This window comes from Planomonospora corallina (assembly GCF_042650625.1).
GTDB classification, from domain to species: domain Bacteria; phylum Actinomycetota; class Actinomycetes; order Streptosporangiales; family Streptosporangiaceae; genus Planomonospora_B; species Planomonospora_B corallina.
In genome coordinates this window covers 76,151-94,081 of the sequence record NZ_JBHSBM010000009.1, presented here as the reverse complement: position 1 = coordinate 94,081, position 17,931 = coordinate 76,151, and the positions used below count along the sequence as shown (strand labels likewise).

Below are 17,931 nucleotides of genomic sequence, written 5' to 3'. Positions count from 1 at the left end.
GCCGTGCTCCGCATCGAGTTCACGCCCGAGGTCGCCGCGGCGGCCATCGCCGAGACTCCGGGCCTGGAGCTCGCCTACCCCAACGTCCTGCGCTGGCGGCACTTCTAGGCCCCGCCAGGCCCCGCCGTACGGCGGGCGCGGGCGCCCCGGCGCGTCCCCGGACGTCCCGGCCGGCCGGAGTGGAACGGGGGAGACGCCCCGTCAGGCCGTCCGGACCAGGTTCCAGCGGCGCACCACGGGCGTGACCGCGCCGACTCCCAGCAGGACGAGCAGCGGGGCCAGCACCAGGCCGAGCAGGGCTCCGATCAGGACGTCGTGCGGGTAGTGCACGCCGACGAACACCCGGGAGAAGGCCATCACCGCGGCCAGCGGCAGCACGAAGGCGGCCAGCGCGCGCCAGGCGAGGACGAGGGTGCCGGCCGCCGCCCCCGCGATCACCGAGTGGTTGCTCGGGAACGACCAGTCCCCCACCTCGGGGCAGGCCGCGATGGTCGTCGCCAGGCCCCGGCACGGCCGGTCCTCCCGGACGAGGATCTTGATGACCTCGCTGAGAAGGTAGACCGCGACCACGGCCACCGGGCCCAGCAGGACCAGCGCCATGTCGCGGGGGCTCCTGCCGCGCGCCCGCCACCAGGCCGCGACGAAGAGCGCGGCGAAGACGAACAGCCCCGCGTCCGTACCCGTCTCGGCGAGAGCGTGCACCCACTCCGGGGTGCCCAGGGCGAACTCGACGATGTCGCGGTACACGACCCTCCTCGTGAAGTGGTGGTGAACACACCATAAACGAATGATCTCCGGCCTTCTCCCGTCGTCCGGCCCGCTCCCCGGGGCCCGCGCCCGCCCCCGGACGGGCTCTGGAGCGCGGCCCCTCCCCCGGAATCCCGGGCCGCCGCTTGACCTTGACACCGACGTCAGGGTTTACGGTCGTCGCGAGGAGGGGCCATGCGGATCGGGGAGCTCGCCCGGCGGGCGGCGGTCAGCACCAGGGCGCTGCGCTACTACGAGCAGCAGGGGCTGATCGCCGCGCGGCGGTCGGCCAACGGGTACCGGGAGTACGACGAGGACGACCTCCGGATCGTCACCGAGATCCGTTCGCTGCTCACCGTGGGCTTCACGCTGGCGGACGCCAGGCCGTTCGTGGCGTGCCTGCGGGCCGGGAACGCCACCGGCGCGTCGTGCCCCGACTCCGTGGCCGTCTACCGGCGGAAGCTGGCCGAGATCGACGAGGAGATCCGCACGCTGCTGGCCCGGCGGGCCGAGGTGGCCGCGCAGCTGTCCACCGCCTGCCCGGGATGCGTGCGGAGAGAGCAGGGAGAGAAATGATCACTTTGACCGACGAGAACTTCGACGAGCACGTCCTCGGCAGCGACAAGCCCGTCCTGGTGGACTTCTGGGCCGAGTGGTGCGGGCCGTGCAAGATGATCGCCCCGGTCCTGGCGGAGATCGAGGCCGAGTACGGCGACCGCGTCACCATCGCCAAGATCAACGCCGACGAGAACCCCGAGACCGTCAAGCGGTACGGCGTGCTCGGCCTGCCCACGCTCAACCTCTACTCGGGCGGCGAGGTCGTCCGGCAGATCAAGGGCGCCAAGCCCAAGCGCATGCTCCTCGCCGACCTGGAGGGCCACATCTGAGCCGCACCGCACGAGCGATGAGCCGTACCGCACGAGCGAGCCGGACCGCACGGCCGTGCCGGACCGCACGGCCGCGTCCGGACGGCGGCCGGGCCTGACGCGAACACACCCCCGGCCAGGGAGAACGCTTCCCTAAAACCAGACGAAATGACATCATCCTCGCGAACATTGCTCTAGTTCACGAGAGATGAGGCGCAAGATGCGCATGCGCGCAGGGACGGTCCTCGCGGCCGCGCTCGGCCTGGCCGCCGGCGCGGCCCCGGCGGTCGCCGCCGAATCGGCCGCGGCGGCGGAGGCCCGCACGGTCAAGGTGACGTCCTTCGACGGCACCGAGATCGTCACCCACTTCTTCCCCGCCAGGAACCTCGCCGACGGAGAGCGGGCCCCCACGGTGCTCGTCGGTCCCGGCTGGTCGGCCCCCGGCGACCGGACCGGAGAGACCCGCAGCAGCGACAGCGGCGGCGTCGTCGGCACCGGCGTGCTCCGCGACAACGGCTACAACGTCGTCACCTGGGACCCCCGCGGGTTCGGCGGGTCGGGCGGCGAGGCCAACGTCAACCACGCGGACAAGGAGGGCCGCGACGTCTCCGCGCTCATCGACTGGATCGCCCAGCAGCCCGAGGTCCGGCTGGACCGCGCGGGCGACCCGCGCGTCGGCATGGCCGGCGGGAGCTACGGCGGCGGCGCCCAGTTCGTCACGGCCGCCGCCGACCACCGCCTCGACGCCCTCGTCCCCTCCATCGCCTGGAACTCCCTGATCAGCAGCCTCTACCCCGGCGGCGCCTACAAGGCCGGCTGGGCCGGCATCCTCTGCGCCGGGGGCATGGCGGGCACGAACCGGGTCGACGCGCACGTGCGCAGCGCCTGCGTGTCGGGCGCCACCACCGGCGCCATGTCGCCCGAGGACGCCGCCTGGTACGGCGAGCGCGGCCCGGGCGGCCTGGTCCGGCGGATCGAGGCCCCCACCCTGATCCTCCAGGGCACGGTCGACACCCTCTTCCCGCTCGACGAGGCGGTCGCCAACTACGAGCACCTGCTGCGCGCCGGCACCCCGGTGAAGATGGCGTGGTTCTGCGGCGGCCACGGCGCCTGCGCCAGCGACCCCGGCCCCGCCGGGCACATCGAGAAGATGAGCCTGAACTGGTTCTCCCGCTACCTCAAGGGCGAGCGGACCGCCACCGGCCCCGCCTTCGAGTACGTGGACGACACCGGGACCTGGCGCGGCGCCTCCGGCTACCCGCTGCCGCGCGAGGGCGCCCTGCGCGCCTCCGGGCAGGGCGTGCTCGAGATCCGGCCCGGCGACACCTCCGGCACGCCCACCGCCGCCCGGCCCGCCGCCAAGGCCGTGACCGCCCGCGTCAAGTCCCCGCGCACCGAGGGCCAGGTGGTCGGGGCGCCGGAGGTGCGCCTCGTCTACCGCGGCAAGGCGACCGGCGGCCCCGCCACCACGTTCGTGTACGCCCAGATCGTGGACGAGCGCACCGGCGTCGTCGTCGGCAACCAGGCGACGCCGATCCCGGTCCGGCTGGACGGGCGTCCCCGCACCGTCTCCCTCGAACTGGAGACGATCGCCTGGCGGGTCGCCCGGGACAGCCGCCTGACCCTGCAGATCACCTCCGGCACCGCGCTCTACACGCCGCAGCGCGCCACCGCCGACCTGACCCTGCAGGCCACCGTCACCCTCCCGCTGGCCCGCCCGGGCATCCGCGTCACCCCCTGATCCCGCCTCCCGGCGGACGGGCCTTTCACCCTCCCGCGGCCCCGGACCGCGGGAGGGTGAAAGTTGTCGGCGCGGGCCGGTACCGTTCGGCCATGGCGAAGAAGCCCGGTTATCGCTGTGGTGAGTGCGGTTGGCAGACCGCCAAGTGGGTGGGGCGCTGCGGTGAGTGCCAGGCCTGGGGCACGGTCGAGGAGGAGAGCGCCCGCGGCGGCGTGCAGGTCGCCACGGGCGGCGCGGTCTCGGCTCCCGCGGTCCCGATCGGCCAGGTCAAGGCCGAGGTCGCGCGTGCCCGCACCACCGGCGTGCCCGAGCTCGACCGGGTGCTCGGCGGCGGCCTGGTGCCCGGCGCGGTCGTGCTGCTGGCCGGGGAGCCCGGCATCGGCAAGTCCACGCTCCTGCTGGAGGCCGCCTCCAAGATCGCACGCGGGCAGACCGTGCTCTACGTCACCGGCGAGGAGTCGGCCGCCCAGGTGCGGGTCCGGGCCGACCGGATCGGCGCGATCCACGACGACCTCTACCTCGCCGCCGAGACCGACCTGGGCGCGCTGATCACCCACGTGGAGAAGGTCCAGCCCGGCCTGCTCGTGGTCGACTCCGTGCAGACGATCGGCTCGGCGCAGGCGACCGGCGTGCCCGGCGGGGTGACCCAGGTCAGGGAGGTCGCCGGCAACCTCGTCAGGATCGCCAAGGAGCGCGGCATGGCCACCGTCCTGGTCGGCCACGTCACCAAGGAGGGCTCGATCGCCGGTCCCCGCACCCTGGAGCACCTCGTCGACGTGGTGCTCCACTTCGAGGGCGACCGCCACTCCCGGCTCCGCATGGTCCGCGCGGTCAAGAACCGCTACGGCCCCGTCGACGAGGTCGGCTGCTTCGACCTGCACGAGGGCGGCATCGAGGGCATCGCCGACGCCAGCGGGCTGTTCGTCTCCCACCGCGCCGAGCCGGTCCCCGGCACGTGCGTCACGGTCACCATGGAGGGCACCCGTCCTCTCCCCGCCGAGGTCCAGGCGCTGGTCGCGCGGACCGAGGCCCAGCAGCCGCGCCGCTCCTCCTCCGGGCTCGACCCCTACCGGGTGACGATGGTGCTGGCCGTGCTGGAGCGGCGGCTCAACGCCAAGCTCGGCGGGTGCGACGTGTTCACCGCGACCGTGGGCGGGATCAAGCTCGGCGACCCGGCGATCGACCTCTCGGTGATGCTCGCGGTGGCCAGCGCGGCCGGCGACCGGCCGCTGCCCGCGGGGCTGGTGGTGCTGGGCGAGGTCGGCCTGGCCGGTGAGCTCCGCCAGGTCCGTGACGTACGGCGCCGCCTGTCGGAGGCGGCGCGGCTGGGCTTCACCCGCGCCCTGGTCCCGGCGGGTTCCCTCGACGCCGACCGGGGACGGCGCGGCGGAGGCTCCCTCGTGCGCGTCGACGGCCGCCCCACGAGCTTCGCCCCGGGCTTCGACGTCATCGAGGCGGAGAACGTCTGGGACGCCCTCCGCCACGTCACGGGCTGACCACGGCGCCACGCCCTACGGCCCCACGCTCCACGGCCCGGCCACGGCGCCACGTTTCGTGGTGCCACGGGCCGGTCACGGTGCCGAGCGCCGTGACGGCACGGGCCGGTCACGGCACCACGTGTCGCGGTGCGGGGCAGCTCGCCCGGGAGGAGCGGTCCATGACCCGTGCCAGGGCTTCGGCGGCTTCCGTCCCCGGCCGGTGATCCGGGCTCTCCGCCCGCCTTCGGTAAGCTGGGCGCCGGAGTCCGGTGGGCCGCCGAGCGGGCACGGGCTCCGGACACGGACCACGGGGGTCATGTGGCAGCAACCGACAAGGGGCTTGACGAGCGCCGCAGAGCCGTTCTGGCCTCGATCGCCCCGGGCACCGCGTTACGCGACGGCCTGGAGCGCATCCTTCGCGGGCACACGGGCGGGCTGATCGTGCTCGGATACGACACGGTGGTCGAGTCGATCTGCAGCGGCGGCTTCGAGCTGGACGTCGAGTTCTCCGCGACGCGCCTGCGCGAGCTGGCGAAGATGGACGGCGCCATCGTGCTGAGCTGCGACGGTGACCGGATCGTGCGCGCGGCCGTGCACCTGATGCCCGATCCGTCCATCCCCACCGACGAGTCCGGCACCCGGCACCGCACCGCCCAGCGGGTCGCGGTGCAGACGTCCTTCCCCGTCGTCTCCCTCAGCAAGTCCATGCGGATCATCGCCCTCTATCTGGACGGCGTCCGCTACGTGCTGGAGGAGTCGGCGGCGATCCTGTCCCGGGCCAACCAGGCCCTGGCCACCCTCGAGCGCTACAAGTTCCGCCTGGACGAGGTCTCCGGCACGCTCTCGGCGCTGGAGATCGAGGACCTGGTGACGGTCCGCGACATCGCGGTGGTCCTCCAGCGGCTGGAGATGGTCCGCCGGATCTCCGACGAGATCGCCGACTACGTCGTCGAGCTCGGCACGGACGGCCGCCTGCTCTCCCTGCAGCTGGACGAGCTGGTCGCCGGGACCGAGAACGACCGCGAGCTCATCCTGCGCGACTACCTGCCCACGACGGGCCGCCGTGCCCGCACGGTCGCCGAGGCCCTGCAGGAACTCGACCGGCTCTCCTCCACCGACCTGCTCGACCTGTCCACGGTGGCCCACGTCCTCGGCCACACGGGCGCCGGCGCGCTGGACACCTCGGCCAGCCCTCGCGGGCACCGCATGCTGGCCAAGGTCCCGCGCCTGCCCGCCGCGGTCGTCGAGCGCCTGGCCGAGCATTTCGGCAGCCTCCAGAAGCTCCTGGCCGCCAGCACGGGCGACCTCCAGGAGGCGGGCGGGGTCAGCGAGACCCGCGCCCGCCACATCCGCGAGGGCCTCTCCCGCCTGGCGGAGTCGTCCATTCTGGAGCGTTACGTCTGACCGTGGCCGGGTGCCCGGCATCCGCCGTCTCGCCGCCGACCCGCCGTCCCGCCGCCGACCCGCCGATGCTCGATGCACTGCTGTGAGCTGCGGCGATGTGGAGCGAGGCGGTGATCCACAGGAGGGGCCCACGCCATTCGCTCCCGATTATGAAGCCCCTAAAGTGCATTTAAGGTCCATATAAGGATCATTCCGCCTTCTCGCTGTTATAAAAAATCCAGCCTTCCGCGCACCGGGGATTCCCGCCGGTGGACCCCCGCGAGGCCCCTGTTCTCAGCACCCCACCCCAAGGACAGCATTTTGAGAAGGACAGCCACGCTCACCGCGACCGCGGCACTCGCCTTCGGCGCCACGGTGTTCACCGCCACGCCGGCCTCCGCCCACGGCTACGTGTCGTCGCCGCCGAGCCGCCAGGCCTTCTGCGCCCAGGGCAAGGTCCCCTGCGGCCCCATCAAGTACGAGCCGCAGAGCGTGGAGGGACCCAAGGGCCAGCGCAACTGCCACGGCGGCGTCGCCCGCTTCGCCGAGCTGAGCGACGACGGCAAGGCCTGGCCCGCCACTCCCGTCGGCAACAGCGTCAGCTTCAACTGGGTGCTGACCGCCCGGCACGCGACCAGCACCTGGGAGTACTACATCGGCGACAAGCTGATCGCGACCTTCAACGACGGCGGCAGGCAGCCCGGCGCGACGGTGACCCACAACGTCAACCTGTCGGGTTACAGCGGTAAGCAGAAGGTCCTGGCCGTCTGGAACATCGCCGACACCGCCGCCGCCTTCTACTCCTGCATCGACCTGCAGGTGGGCGGCTCGGGCGGCGCCCCCGCCCCCACTCCCACCAAGACCACGGCTCCGGCTCCCACCCCCACCAAGCCCTCCACTCCCGCTCCCACCCCCACCAGGACGGCGGTCCCGGGCCCCACCGCGGTCCCGACGAAGTTCCCCTCGGTCCCCGCCGGGACCTGGAGGCAGGGCGGGAAGTACGTGGTCGGCAACGTGGTGACCCACCTCGGCGTCAAGTACCGCTGCATCCAGTCGCACACCGCCTACGGCGACTGGGCTCCGCCGAAGGTCCCCGCGCTCTGGCGGCGCCTGGGCTGACCGGCCGTGCCGTGCGGCCGCGTCTCACCCCCCACGGCCGCACGGCATCTCACTCCCCACGGCCGCATCCCCCACGGCCGCACGGCACCGCACCCGCCCGAGCCCCGGCCGAGGGCACCGCGCAGGAGCGTGCCCGGCCCGCCGGTCCGGCCGATGGAGGATCACCCGGGGACCCCGGCGGAAGGCCGGGGTCCCCCTCGCTGGAGACGATCGATGAAGCGCTTCGCCGCCGTCCTCACCGCCGCGAGCCTGCTCGCCCTCCCCGCCTGCGGGACCGCGGCGAGCACGTACGGCGTGCGCCCCGCGGCGGCGGGAACCGTACGGGCCGCCGCGGCCGGCGATGTCAGCGCCGACGACGTGGCGTTCCTGCAGATGATGGTCGCGCACAACCGTCAGGGCATGGAGATGGCCGGTCTGGTCGCGGACCGCTCGGCCCGCGAGGACGTGAAGGAGCTGGCGGCGGAGGCGGGAGCCGCCCAGCGGGCCGAGGCCACGGCCATGGCCCGCCGGCTGTACGGCTGGGACCAGCCCTTGACGGGAGGCGGCCACGCGCACGGCGACCACGCCGAACTGCACGCCACGGGTCCGGAGGAGATCACCACGCTCAGGAGGATGTCCGGCGCCGCGTTCGACACCCGGTTCCTCAACGTGTTCATCGCCCACCAGCACAACGCCGTCGAGATGGCCCGCGCGGAGATCCGCACCGGGAGGAACCCTCAGGTCCTGGATCTCGCCCACCGGATCGACCGGTCCCGCTCCGAGCTGATCAGGCGGATGCTCGCCCGGCTGTCCTCCTGACCCGGCGGCCCGCCGTACTCCTCCGGACCCGGGCGGCACCTCCCGGACACCGCGCCCGCGGCTCCCGGCACGGCCGGAGACCCGCGCCGTCACGGCGGAGGCCCCCGGCGGAGGCCCGGCTCGAACGGGTCCCGCCCTACCGCAGGTGGAAGACCACCTTCCCGCTCTTCAGGCGGGGGGCCCGCACCACGGCCACGTAGGTCCCCGGGCGCGCCTCGGCCCGCTCCGCCCGGCAGTCGGACCCGGACCTGCGGCGGTCCCACTCGATCTGCCGGACGTACGGGATGCCGCGCTCGAGCTCGCGGGACTCCTTGGTCTCCCCGCTGAGACAGTCGGCGGACGACCAGACGCGGTCGGGGCCGGAGGTGATGCGGATCTCCAGCGCCCGGGGGCCCACGTCGGTCGTGCACATCACCTTGCCGGTGTTCACCAGCGTGAGGATGAACCGTGGCCGGCTTCCCGCGCCGTAGACCTCCTCCGCGCCGAGGACGCTCAGCACGAGGTCGCCGGGGTCGCAGGGATCGCCCGGCCGTCTGGGGCGCGGCGCCGGCGTGGCGGGCGCCGGGGATGACGCCTGGACCGACGGCCGGCCCGAGGGCTGGACCGACGGCGTGGGGGTGACCGTGACCACCGGCAGGCCGGACAGGACCGGGCTGGGCGAGGCCGGAGCCGCCTGGGCCTCCGGCGTGCCCTCCGGCCCGCCCGCCGCCGAGCAGGCCCAGGCCACGATCGCGACCATCACGAGAACGGCGACGAGCGCCGTCAACCGGCGCCGCCAGTAGACGTCGACCCCGATGTCGTTGCGGAACGTGTCCGGTTCCATCCTGCTCCTAGCGAAGGGACTACAGGTTCTTCCGGCGGCGGTCGCCTCCCCGTCGCGGCTCTCGCGGACGGAACGGCCAGGCCCCGCCGACGGCGGGCGCCGACGGTCCCGGCCTCGGCCGGCCACGTCGCCCAGCGGAAACGGGAGTCCGTCTCATTACCCAACGGGGCGGAGTGGTTACACACAGTATGGACGGTCGTTGCCCGAGGTCGAAGCGACCCGCCGTTCCCTGCCGTTTCCCTGGGTAAACATGTCGCCGGGCGGCACTATCGTCGGAGTGTGCCCGAGCGCAATCCCCTGCTGAACCCCGTCCTCGAGTGGTACGCCCGGTGCGCCCGCGAGCTGCCGTGGCGCGAGCCGGACGCCACCCCCTGGGCGATCCTGGTCAGCGAGATCATGCTGCAGCAGACCCCGGTGGCGCGGGTGCTGCCCGTCTGGACCGAGTGGATGCGGCGCTGGCCGACACCCGCGGCCCTCGCCGCGGAGCCCCCGGGCGAGGCCGTGCGGCACTGGGGCCGCCTCGGCTACCCGCGCCGCGCCCTCAACCTGCACGCCTGCGCCCGGGCCGTCACGGACCTGCACGGCGGCGAGGTCCCCTCCGACCACGCCACCCTGCTCTCCCTGCCCGGGGTGGGCGAGTACACCGCCGCCGCGGTGGCCAGCTTCGCCTTCCGGGGCCGCCACGCCGTGCTCGACACCAACGTCCGCCGGGTGCTGGCACGGGCCGTGCGGGGCGAGGAGTACCCGCCGAAGGCCACCACCGCCGCCGAGCGCGCGCTCGCCGAGTCGCTGCTCCCCGGTCCCGAGGACGCGCCCGTCTGGGCCGTGGCGGTGATGGAGCTGGGCGCCCTGGTCTGCACGGCCCGTGCGGCCCGCTGCGCCGACTGCCCGATCAGCGGCCTGTGCGCCTGGCGGCTGGCGGGCAAGCCCCCCTACGAGGGTCCGGCCCGCAGAGGGCAGGGTTACGCCGGCACCGACCGTCAGTGCCGCGGCCGGCTCCTGGCGGTGCTGCGCGGGGCCCACGGGCCCGTCCCCAAGGCCGCCCTCGACGCCGTCTGGGACGACGCCGTCCAGCGGGAGCGCGCCCTCGACGGTCTCGTCGCCGACGGTCTGGCCGAGGTCCTCGACGACGGCACCTACCGCCTGCCGCTCTGACCGGCACTCCTCCCCGCCGGCGGCGCCTCCCCTACGCGCGGCAGGCGTCCACCAGGCGGCGGATCTCCGGGTCCGGCGTGATGCCGAGCTCGGCGTCGAGGATCTCGACCAGCTCGTCGAAGCGCCGGGTGGCGGCCGCCCTGCGCCCGCTGGCCACCAGCGCGCTCACCAGCGCGTGCCATCCGCCCTCGTCGAAAGGGTCCTCCCGGACGAGCCGCTCGGCGTAGAGCACGGCCGCCGTCGGGCGGTCGGCGTCCAGCGCGGCCAGGGCCAGGCCCTGCAGGCACTGCAGGCGCAGCACGTCCCACTCCCGCTGGTACGGGGTGAGCCACTCCTCGTCCCATCCCTCGAGCAGGCGGCAGCCCAGCGCGTCGCCGAGCCACAGCGGGGTGCGCTCCACCATCTCCTTGGGGAAATCGTTCTTGATCATGAGGAGGCACCAGTCCTTGGCGAACTGGTAGTCGATCCGCACGCACTCGCTCAGTGCCAGCTCGCTCCTCGTCCCCGTCAGCACGGGATGGCCGGCGGCCTGGTTGATCCGCCACGCCGTCTTCCGCAGCCGGCTGCGCGGGTCACCACCGGATCCCGGCCGCTGCTCGCCGATCAGCCGGGCGCGTTCGACCGCGACGGGGTGCTCCAGGCACACGCGGGCGAGAAGCCTCGCGGCGAGCGGCGGCAGCGCCACCTGCCTGCCCTCCGCCGTGCACCGCAGGGCGGGCAGCAGCCTGACCACGCATGGCTCCGCCTCCAGATCCACCTCTTCCCGCCCGCCCCCGACGGATCCGCGCATGCGGGACCCCCTTTTTGCTCACACATCCCCACGGACTTTTTTCCGAGCAAATCCCTTGACGCCGAAGAATTTATATACAGAGCGACATAGACCGTCAACAACGCATTGCGTCATTCCGTACAACGGGGAGTCATCCCGCGCCGCGGGCACGGCCCCCTTCAGGGAAGATCATCACTGCCGCGCGCTCGATGTGCTCTTCGTCACACGGAAGACCGGCCGGACGCGCGGCGGCGCGCGGGAGCGTCCGCCGCCCGGGCGCACGGGGAGCACATGGGGAAAGGGGCGCCCGGTGTGCCGGGCGCCCCCTCGGTCCGGCCTCGGCCGGCCCTCACCTCACTTGCAGCGGATGCACGTACGGGCGGTCGTGCAGCCCTTGCAGGTGCAGGTGCGGATCCGGGTGACCTTGGTGCAGGCCCGCACGCTGATGGTGACCGTGATGGTGGGCGTGCCGGCCGGCTCCGCGGTGCCCTCGCCGGAGGAGCTGACGCGCGGGTCGAGGTCGAACAGGTCGTTGCCGCTCAAGTCCGTTCTCCTTTCCAGAACAGATCAGACGGCGGCCATGGTGGAAGCGGCCCGTCCCCGCAGCGTTTTCGTTCCGTCCCCGCAGCGTTCCGCGCGAGCGCGGGAACGGTGACGGAACGCTCCCGGGACGCGGCGGACTCGACAATGCCCCGCGATGGATACCTATTCGGGGAATTGGCTCACATTTACCGACGAACGACTGCGTTCCCGGGCACGGGACGTGGTGGGCGCGCTCACCGCCTCGATGCGGCACCCGGATCACGTGGCCGAGCTGGGGCAGAAGGCGGAGGCCCAGTCCCCGGACGCCGTCTGGGACGGCAGCTCGCTCGGGAACGGCCACCCCGGCGTGGCCCTCGTGCACCTGTACGCGGCGCGGGCGGGCGTGACGCCCGACGGGGTCGAGACCTCGGTGGAGTTCCTCCGCGCCGCGGTCGGCGCCACCGCCGCCCACCCGCTGCCCGCCCCCGGCCTCTACGGCGGGACCAGCGGGCTGGCCCTGGCCATGGCGGACGTCCGCGCCGACGAACCGCGGCTCGCCGCGAGCCTGGACCGGCTCGACCGGCGCCTGGCCGAACAGGTGCTCGGGTCGCTGCCGCCGCGGCGGCACGGCGAGGTCGCGGACCACCACTACGACGTGATGACCGGCCTGTCGGGCACCCTCGGCTACCTCTGTTCGATCGCCGACCCGGACCCGCGGGTGACCGAGGCCCTCACCGCGAGCGTCGACTACCTGGTCTGGCTCACCGAGGGCCACCAGGTCCCTCCCCGCCTGGCGATCATGCCGGCGCAGCTCCCGCCGTACCCGGGGTACCTCGACGACTACCCGCACGGCTACGTCAACTTCGGCATGTCCCACGGCGTGCCGGGGATCGTGGCCGCCCTGGCGGCGGCGTGGGCGGCGGGACGGCGCACGGACCGCGTGCGCGAGGCCCTCGGCCGTGCGGTCGACCGGATGCTCGCGGCCGCCCAGGACGACGGGCACGGCCCTCTATGGCCCACCGGCGTCCCCCTCGACGCGAACGGCGACGAGCAGCCGCGGCCGGCGGACCACGACAGGCTCGCCTGGTGCTACGGGACGGCCGGATGCGCCGGCGCGCTGCTGAGCGCCGCGGACGCACTGGACGACGACGGGCTGCGGGAGCGGGCCGTTGCGGCGTTCGAGGCGGTGCTGCGCAGACGGCCCTCCCGCGACGACGTCGACGTGGCCACCCTGTGCCACGGGTACGCGGGGCTGGTCAACGTCTGCGCGGAGTTCGCGGCCACCGGGCGGAGCCCGGCCGCCGCCGCCGCGCTCCCCGCCATGGTCGGGGAGCTGCTGGACTACGCCGACCCCGATCGGCCGCTGCTCTTCCCCGACCGCGGCGACGCCGGCGAGCTCATCGACGACCCCGCCCTGCTGAACGGCGCCGCCGGGGTCGCGCTCACCCTGCTGGCGGTGATCGCCGACCGCCGGCCCGCCTGGTACCGCGCACTGTTCCTGAGGTAGGACGATGACCGATCCACGCTACGTTCCCGCGGGCTTCTTCATGGTGCGCGCCCCCGCCCTGCCCGCCTCCGTCCACCACGAGCTCACCGCCCCCGGCCGGGACACCGCGCGGGAGGCGCTCCGGCTGGCCGCCCTGCCCGCCGTACGGCGCGCGCTGGAGGCCGCCAGCCCCGCCCTGCTGGAGGGTCTCGACCGGGCGGGCGCGCCCGGCGCGCCCGCCGACCGGCGCCGCCGCGCCCACGCCGCACTGCTGCGCTACCTGACCAGGATGAGCACCCGTCCCACCCCCTACGGCTGCTTCGCGGGTGTGGCGATCGGCGAACTGGACGACCGCACCGACCTCCGGCTCGGCGCGGAGGGTTTCGCCAGGGAGCGCGTCCGCCCCGACATGGGCTGGCTCATGGCGCTCGTCAAACGGGTCGAGACGGGCCCGGGGACACCGGACGCCGAGGTGGTGTGGAACGCGCTGGCCCACCGGTCGGGAGAGCGCGTCGTCCTGCCGCAGGCCGACGTGTACGGCCAGGGCGACCGGCGGGCGATCCGCATCCGGTGGACGCCCGCGGTCCAGGCGGTGATGGACCTGGCGGCGACGCCTGCGCCGTACGGGAAGGTCCGGGACGAACTGGCCGCGGCCTTCCCCGACGCGGCGCCGGAGCGGCTCTCCGACCTGCTGGCGAAGCTGCTGGACCTCAACTACCTGATGAGCTCGCTGCGCCCGCCGCTGACCCGCCCCGCGCCGGAGGAGCACGTCCTGGAGCGGCTCGACGCCGCGGGCGGGCCCTGCGCCGCCCTGGCGGACGAGCTGCGCGAGGTCCGGCGGCTCGCCGCACGCGCGGAGCGGGGCGGCGCGTCCGCGCTCGCCGAGCTGCGGGCCCGGCAGCGCGCGATGACGCCGGAGCACACGGGCGAGACCTACCAGGTCGACGCCGCGCTGGACGTCGTGGCGGCGAGGCTGCACCGCCGGGTGGCGGCCGACGTGGCCGAGGCCGTCGGGCTGCTGGCCCGCCTGTCCGCGGCGGTGGACACGCCCGAGCCGCTGCGGGGGTACCACGACCGCTTCCTGGACAGGTACGGCGTCGACGTCCCCGTGCCCGTCCGTGAACTGCTCGACCCCACGACGGGGCTCGGCCGTCCGGAGCACGACGCCGGGCAGGGCGGCTCCCGCGGCTCCCACGGCGGGGGGCTCAGCCGCTACGAGCAGGTGCTCCTGGAGACGCTGACCGAGTCCTGCCGGGACGGCGCCGGCCAGGTCGAGCTCACCGACGGGCTGGTGCGCCGCCTGCTCGGCGGCCGGGAGCCCACCGCGGACGACCGGCCGCCGATGCCGTCCGTGGACGTCTACCTCCAGCTCGCCGCGGCCGACGCCGGCGCCGTGGACCGCGGCGAGTACCTGGCGGTACTGAACACGCACGGCCTGGCACCCGGAGGCTGCACCTTCGGGCGCTTCGCCGACCTGTTCACCCCCGGGCAGCGGGACCGTCTGGCCGGCTACATCCGGCACCGGGAGCGCCGGGCCCCGCACGCTGCCGTGGCCGAGCTGGCCTACCTGCCGTCGAACGGCCGCGCCGGCAACGTGGCGGTCCGGCCGCGGATCCACCGCTACGAGATCCCCGTGAACGTCTCCCCGTCGGCCCCGCCCGGCGACGTGATCGACCTGGACGACATCTGCGTCGGAGCCTCCCACGACAGGTTCTACCTGTGGTCGCGCAGGCTGGGCCGGGAGCTCGTCATCGCCGAGAGCCACATGCTGTCGGCGGCGGTCGCGCCCGACGTCGCGCGTTTCCTCATCGAGGTCTCCCAGATGCGCCACCGGCGCATCACCGCGTTCAGCTGGGAGAGTCTGGAGGCCGGCCCCTGCCTGCCCCGCGTGGTGCGCGGGAGGGTCGTGCTGCGCCCGGCGGAGTGGGGACTGAGCGAGGCGCCGCCGGGTGACGGCCCGTTCGCCGAGCGGCTGGACGCCTGGCGGCGGCGGTGGCGGGTCCCCCGGCACGTCTACCTCGTCGACGAGGACAACCGGCTGCTGCTCGACCTGGAGCACCCGGACTGCCGGGCCGAGCTGGGCCGGGAGCTCGCCAAGGGGCCGGTGCGGCTGCAGGAGATGCTGCCGGGCGCCGACGACCTGTGGGTGCGGGACACGGCGGGACGCCCCTACGTCACCGAGCTCGTCCTGCCCCTGACCTGCGAGGCCCCACCGGACCCGGCCGTTCCTGCGGAGGCGGTCGCGGCCGCCGCCCGCGCCCCCCGGCAGGTCGCCAGGCCCCGGCTGCTGCCCGGCGGCGCGTGGTCGTTCGTCAAGCTGTACGCGGACCTCGAGCGGCACGACGAGATCATCGCCGGGCCGCTCCGGGAGTTCGCCGAGGACCTGGGGCCCGCCGCCGACCGGTGGTTCTACATCCGCTACACCGACCCCGGGCCGCACCTGCGCGTGCGCTTCCGGGCGGCCGGCGGCGCCGACCCGCGTGCCGTCCTGGACCGCCTGCTGGAGTGGGGGCGGCACCAGGTGGAGCGCGGGCTCGCCGCGGACCTCGCCGTGGCCGGCTACGACCCGGAGGTCACCCGGTACGGCGGGCCCGCCGTCCACGACGCGGTCGAGCGGGTCTTCACCGCCGGGAGCCGGAGCGCGGCGGCGATCCTCGACCTGGTCTGGTCGGGCCGCCTGGACCTCGACCGGGAGCTGCTCACGGTGGCCGTCCTCGACAAGCTGTACGAGCAGTGGGGGCTCGGCCCCGCCGAACGGCTCGCCGCCGTGCCCGCCGTGGAGGCGGACGAGGCGGCCCTCGCCCTCTACCGGCCGCGCCGTAAATTCCTTGCGGACCTCCTGGTGCCGTGGGACGCTCACCCGGAGCCGCCCGCCCGCGCCGTCCGCGCCCTCCTGGAGCCGGTCCTCGCCGAGCAGGCCCCGGCCGTCGCCGCCGCCGCCCACGCCGTACGGCGGGCCGCGGCCGAGGGCGAGCTGTGGAGCACGGAGCACGACATCCTGCTCAGCCTCGCGCACATGACGGTCAACCGGCTGGCAGGGACGGACCGCGCGGGAGAGGAGCGCTCCTACGCGATCTGGAAGCACGTCCTGAAGATGATCGGAGGACGCCCCGCATGACCGTCGGATCGACGCCCGAGGAACTCCCCGCGGATCTCGCGGAGAACGCCCGGACGTCCGCCAGTCCCTCCTACTGGTTCCACCTGATCGGCGTCTTCTGGCGCCTCAGCCCGTGGAAGGTCACCGCGACCGGCCTGCTGTCCTGGGTCTCCGCGGTCGTGCCCGGCCTGCAGGTGGCACTGACCGCGCAGGCCGTGAGCGGCGTGGCGGCGGAGCTGACGGGGCGGGGGCAGGGCCGCGAGCAGGTGGTCTTCGCCATCTCGGCGCTGGTCGCCCTGTCCGTGACGACGCACGTGCTCGGCGCCCTGCAGCGCTACCTCGGCGCGGTGCTCAGCCTGGAGCTGACCATGAAGATCAGCGAGATGGTCATGGTCAAGGGCACCCGGATGGACCTGGAGTCCTACGAGAACGCCGACTACTACGACCGGCTGGAGCGGGCCAAGGCCGAGAGCACCTCCGGCAACGCCTACGAGATCCTCAAGCAGATCGTCGACACCGTCGCCAGCCTGGTCACGCTGGTCTCCATCAGCGTCGCGCTGTTCTCCTGGCACCCGTGGGCCGCGCTGCTGACCCTGGTCTCCCCCCTGCCCGCCACCGCCGTGAACGCCTTCTACGGCAAGCGGGAGTGGCAGGTCGAGTACGACCGGGCGCAGGAGCGGCGCAAGTCGTTCTACTACCAGTGGATCACCACGTCCGACCACAGCTTCATGGAGATCAAGCTGTTCGGCCTGGGCCCCTACTTCATCGCCAGGTACCGCGAGCTGATCGACTCCTTCTTCCGCGTGGACAGGCGGCTGACCCGCCGGGCGGAGCTGTGGGGGGCCGTCGTGGGCCTGGTCGGCGTGTTCGGCTCCATGGGCGCGATCACCTTGGCCGTCTTCTCCGCGATGTCGAGCGGCACGATCGGGGAGCTGGCCGGGTTCCTCCAGGCGATCACCGCGGTCAGCACGGCCGCCGCTGGCCTGCTGGGAGGGCTCGCCGGGCTCTATCAGAACGCGCTCTACACCGGGAACCTCTTCGACTTCCTCACCCTGCCCGAGTCGGAGATCACCGGCGGCGACCGGCCGTTCCCCGCCGAGCTGCGGCACGGCATCGAGTTCCGCGACGTCACGTTCGTCTACCCGGGCACCGACGCCAAGGCGCTGGACGGCTTCAGCTGCGTGATCCCGGCGGGCCGGTGCTGCGCCATCGTCGGCCACAACGGCGCCGGCAAGTCCACCATCGTCAAGCTGCTGGCCAGGCTGTACGAGCCGACGTCCGGCCGGATCCTGATCGACGGCCACCCGATCGAGGAGTACGACCTGGACGACCTGCGCGACAACATCGGCATCATCTTCCAGGACTTCCTCAAGTACGAGATGACCGCGCGGGAGAACATCGGGTTCGGCCGGATCACCGCGCTCGACGACCTGCCCAGGATCACCGGGGCGGCGCGCCAGAGCGGTGCGGACGGCGCGATCGGGAGCCTGTCCGGCGGTTACGACACCCAGCTCGGCCGCCAGTTCCAGGACGGCGAGCAGCTGTCCGTCGGCCAGTGGCAGAAGGTCGCCCTGGCCCGCGCGTTCATGCGGCGCGCCCCGATCCTCGTTCTCGACGAGCCCACCGCGGCCATCGACGCCGAGGCCGAGGCGGAGATCTTCGGCAGGTTGCGGCAGGCCGCGGCGGACGCCACGGCGCTGCTGATCGCGCACCGCTTCTCCACCGTCAGGATCGCCGACAAGATCATCGTGATCGAGGACGGCAGGCTGACGGAGGAGGGCACCCACGCCGAGCTGATGGCCCGGGGCGGCGTCTACGCCCGTCTGTTCAGCCTGCAGGCGGCAGGATACCTCGATGGGGAGCCCTCCGCCGGAGCCCCGGCCGGGACGCCGGCCTGACCTCCGCGCGTCCCCGTCCCGCCGCACGGCGGGACGGGGAGCGCCGTCG

General features: G+C 73.9%; 15 protein-coding genes. 11 read left to right on the top strand and 4 right to left on the bottom strand.

Features of this window, described 5'->3' with window-relative positions:
* Positions 1–201: 201 nt before the first annotated feature.
* Positions 202–747, bottom strand: coding sequence for a phosphatase PAP2 family protein (locus ACFOWE_RS03315; RefSeq protein ID WP_377285258.1), 546 nt, complete (start codon positions 745–747; stop codon positions 202–204).
* A gap of 195 nt (positions 748–942) precedes the next feature.
* On the opposite strand from ACFOWE_RS03315, the gene ACFOWE_RS03310 reads away from it, so the two are divergent.
* From ACFOWE_RS03310 to ACFOWE_RS03280, 7 genes are all read left to right on the top strand, one after another.
* On the top strand, positions 943–1,323 hold the full coding sequence (locus tag ACFOWE_RS03310; protein ID WP_377285257.1) for a MerR family transcriptional regulator: 381 nt from the start codon (positions 943–945) through the stop codon (positions 1,321–1,323).
* The gene (trxA, locus tag ACFOWE_RS03305) at positions 1,320–1,634 is read left to right on the top strand and encodes a thioredoxin (RefSeq protein ID WP_377285256.1); all 315 of its coding nucleotides are present in this window, start codon (positions 1,320–1,322) and stop codon (positions 1,632–1,634) included. Before ACFOWE_RS03310 ends, trxA begins: the two co-directional genes overlap by 4 nt.
* Positions 1,635–1,833: 199 nt before the next feature.
* Positions 1,834–3,354, top strand: coding sequence for a CocE/NonD family hydrolase (locus tag ACFOWE_RS03300; protein WP_377285255.1), 1,521 nt, complete (start codon positions 1,834–1,836; stop codon positions 3,352–3,354).
* Positions 3,355–3,446: 92 nt separating this feature from the next.
* Complete coding sequence (radA, locus tag ACFOWE_RS03295; RefSeq protein WP_377285253.1) at positions 3,447–4,850, top strand: DNA repair protein RadA; 1,404 nt, start codon at positions 3,447–3,449, stop codon at positions 4,848–4,850.
* Positions 4,851–5,150: 300 nt separating this feature from the next.
* Positions 5,151–6,236: a DNA integrity scanning diadenylate cyclase DisA gene (disA, locus tag ACFOWE_RS03290; protein ID WP_377285252.1), complete on the top strand. Its 1,086-nt coding sequence runs from the start codon at positions 5,151–5,153 to the stop codon at positions 6,234–6,236.
* 300 nt (positions 6,237–6,536) lie between these two features.
* Entirely contained in the window at positions 6,537–7,334 is a 798-nt protein-coding gene (locus tag ACFOWE_RS03285) for a lytic polysaccharide monooxygenase (protein ID WP_377285251.1), read from the top strand.
* Positions 7,335–7,547: 213 nt separating this feature from the next.
* Entirely contained in the window at positions 7,548–8,132 is a 585-nt protein-coding gene (locus ACFOWE_RS03280; protein WP_377285250.1) for a DUF305 domain-containing protein, read from the top strand.
* Positions 8,133–8,268: 136 nt separating this feature from the next.
* Here ACFOWE_RS03280 and ACFOWE_RS03275 read toward each other — a convergent pair whose 3' ends face one another.
* Entirely contained in the window at positions 8,269–8,955 is a 687-nt protein-coding gene (locus ACFOWE_RS03275) for a hypothetical protein (RefSeq protein ID WP_377285249.1), read from the bottom strand.
* A 279-nt stretch (positions 8,956–9,234) separates the two neighbouring features.
* Here ACFOWE_RS03275 and ACFOWE_RS03270 point away from each other — a divergent pair, with 279 nt between their 5' ends.
* Positions 9,235–10,110 (top strand): A/G-specific adenine glycosylase, encoded by an 876-nt coding sequence (locus tag ACFOWE_RS03270; RefSeq protein ID WP_377285248.1) that lies wholly within the window; start codon positions 9,235–9,237, stop codon positions 10,108–10,110.
* 31 nt (positions 10,111–10,141) lie between these two features.
* Here the strand turns inward: ACFOWE_RS03270 and ACFOWE_RS03265 are convergent, their stop codons facing one another.
* The gene (locus tag ACFOWE_RS03265; protein WP_377285246.1) at positions 10,142–10,900 is read right to left on the bottom strand and encodes an AfsR/SARP family transcriptional regulator; all 759 of its coding nucleotides are present in this window, start codon (positions 10,898–10,900) and stop codon (positions 10,142–10,144) included.
* Positions 10,901–11,233: 333 nt separating this feature from the next.
* Entirely contained in the window at positions 11,234–11,422 is a 189-nt protein-coding gene (locus ACFOWE_RS03260; protein ID WP_377285245.1) for a hypothetical protein, read from the bottom strand.
* 154 nt (positions 11,423–11,576) lie between these two features.
* Between ACFOWE_RS03260 and ACFOWE_RS03255 the strand changes: the two genes are divergently transcribed.
* The 3 genes from ACFOWE_RS03255 to ACFOWE_RS03245 are packed head-to-tail and all read left to right on the top strand — an operon-like array spanning position 11,577 to position 17,882.
* The gene (locus ACFOWE_RS03255; protein ID WP_377285243.1) at positions 11,577–12,908 is read left to right on the top strand and encodes a lanthionine synthetase C family protein; all 1,332 of its coding nucleotides are present in this window, start codon (positions 11,577–11,579) and stop codon (positions 12,906–12,908) included.
* Positions 12,909–12,912: 4 nt separating this feature from the next.
* On the top strand, positions 12,913–16,005 hold the full coding sequence (locus ACFOWE_RS03250; RefSeq protein WP_377285242.1) for a lantibiotic dehydratase: 3,093 nt from the start codon (positions 12,913–12,915) through the stop codon (positions 16,003–16,005).
* Positions 16,002–17,882, top strand: a complete 1,881-nt coding sequence (locus ACFOWE_RS03245; RefSeq protein ID WP_377285241.1) for an ABC transporter ATP-binding protein — start codon at positions 16,002–16,004, stop codon at positions 17,880–17,882. The genes ACFOWE_RS03250 and ACFOWE_RS03245 overlap by 4 nt, the downstream gene beginning before the upstream one ends.
* Positions 17,883–17,931: the final 49 nt, after the last annotated feature.

What these genes read in the sequence shown, in the direction of transcription:
- ACFOWE_RS03300 (WP_377285255.1), top strand. Translation starts at nt 1,834, where the DNA reads ATGCGCATGCGCGCAGGGACGGTCCTCGCGGCCGCGCTCGGCCTGGCC.
- ACFOWE_RS03245 (WP_377285241.1), top strand. Translation starts at nt 16,002, where the DNA reads ATGACCGTCGGATCGACGCCCGAGGAACTCCCCGCGGATCTCGCGGAG.
- ACFOWE_RS03265 (WP_377285246.1), bottom strand. Translation starts at nt 10,900, where the DNA reads ATGCGCGGATCCGTCGGGGGCGGGCGGGAAGAGGTGGATCTGGAGGCG.
- trxA (WP_377285256.1), top strand. Translation starts at nt 1,320, where the DNA reads ATGATCACTTTGACCGACGAGAACTTCGACGAGCACGTCCTCGGCAGC.
- ACFOWE_RS03250 (WP_377285242.1), top strand. Translation starts at nt 12,913, where the DNA reads ATGACCGATCCACGCTACGTTCCCGCGGGCTTCTTCATGGTGCGCGCC.
- ACFOWE_RS03310 (WP_377285257.1), top strand. Translation starts at nt 943, where the DNA reads ATGCGGATCGGGGAGCTCGCCCGGCGGGCGGCGGTCAGCACCAGGGCG.
- ACFOWE_RS03255 (WP_377285243.1), top strand. Translation starts at nt 11,577, where the DNA reads ATGGATACCTATTCGGGGAATTGGCTCACATTTACCGACGAACGACTG.
- ACFOWE_RS03275 (WP_377285249.1), bottom strand. Translation starts at nt 8,955, where the DNA reads ATGGAACCGGACACGTTCCGCAACGACATCGGGGTCGACGTCTACTGG.
- radA (WP_377285253.1), top strand. Translation starts at nt 3,447, where the DNA reads ATGGCGAAGAAGCCCGGTTATCGCTGTGGTGAGTGCGGTTGGCAGACC.
- ACFOWE_RS03280 (WP_377285250.1), top strand. Translation starts at nt 7,548, where the DNA reads ATGAAGCGCTTCGCCGCCGTCCTCACCGCCGCGAGCCTGCTCGCCCTC.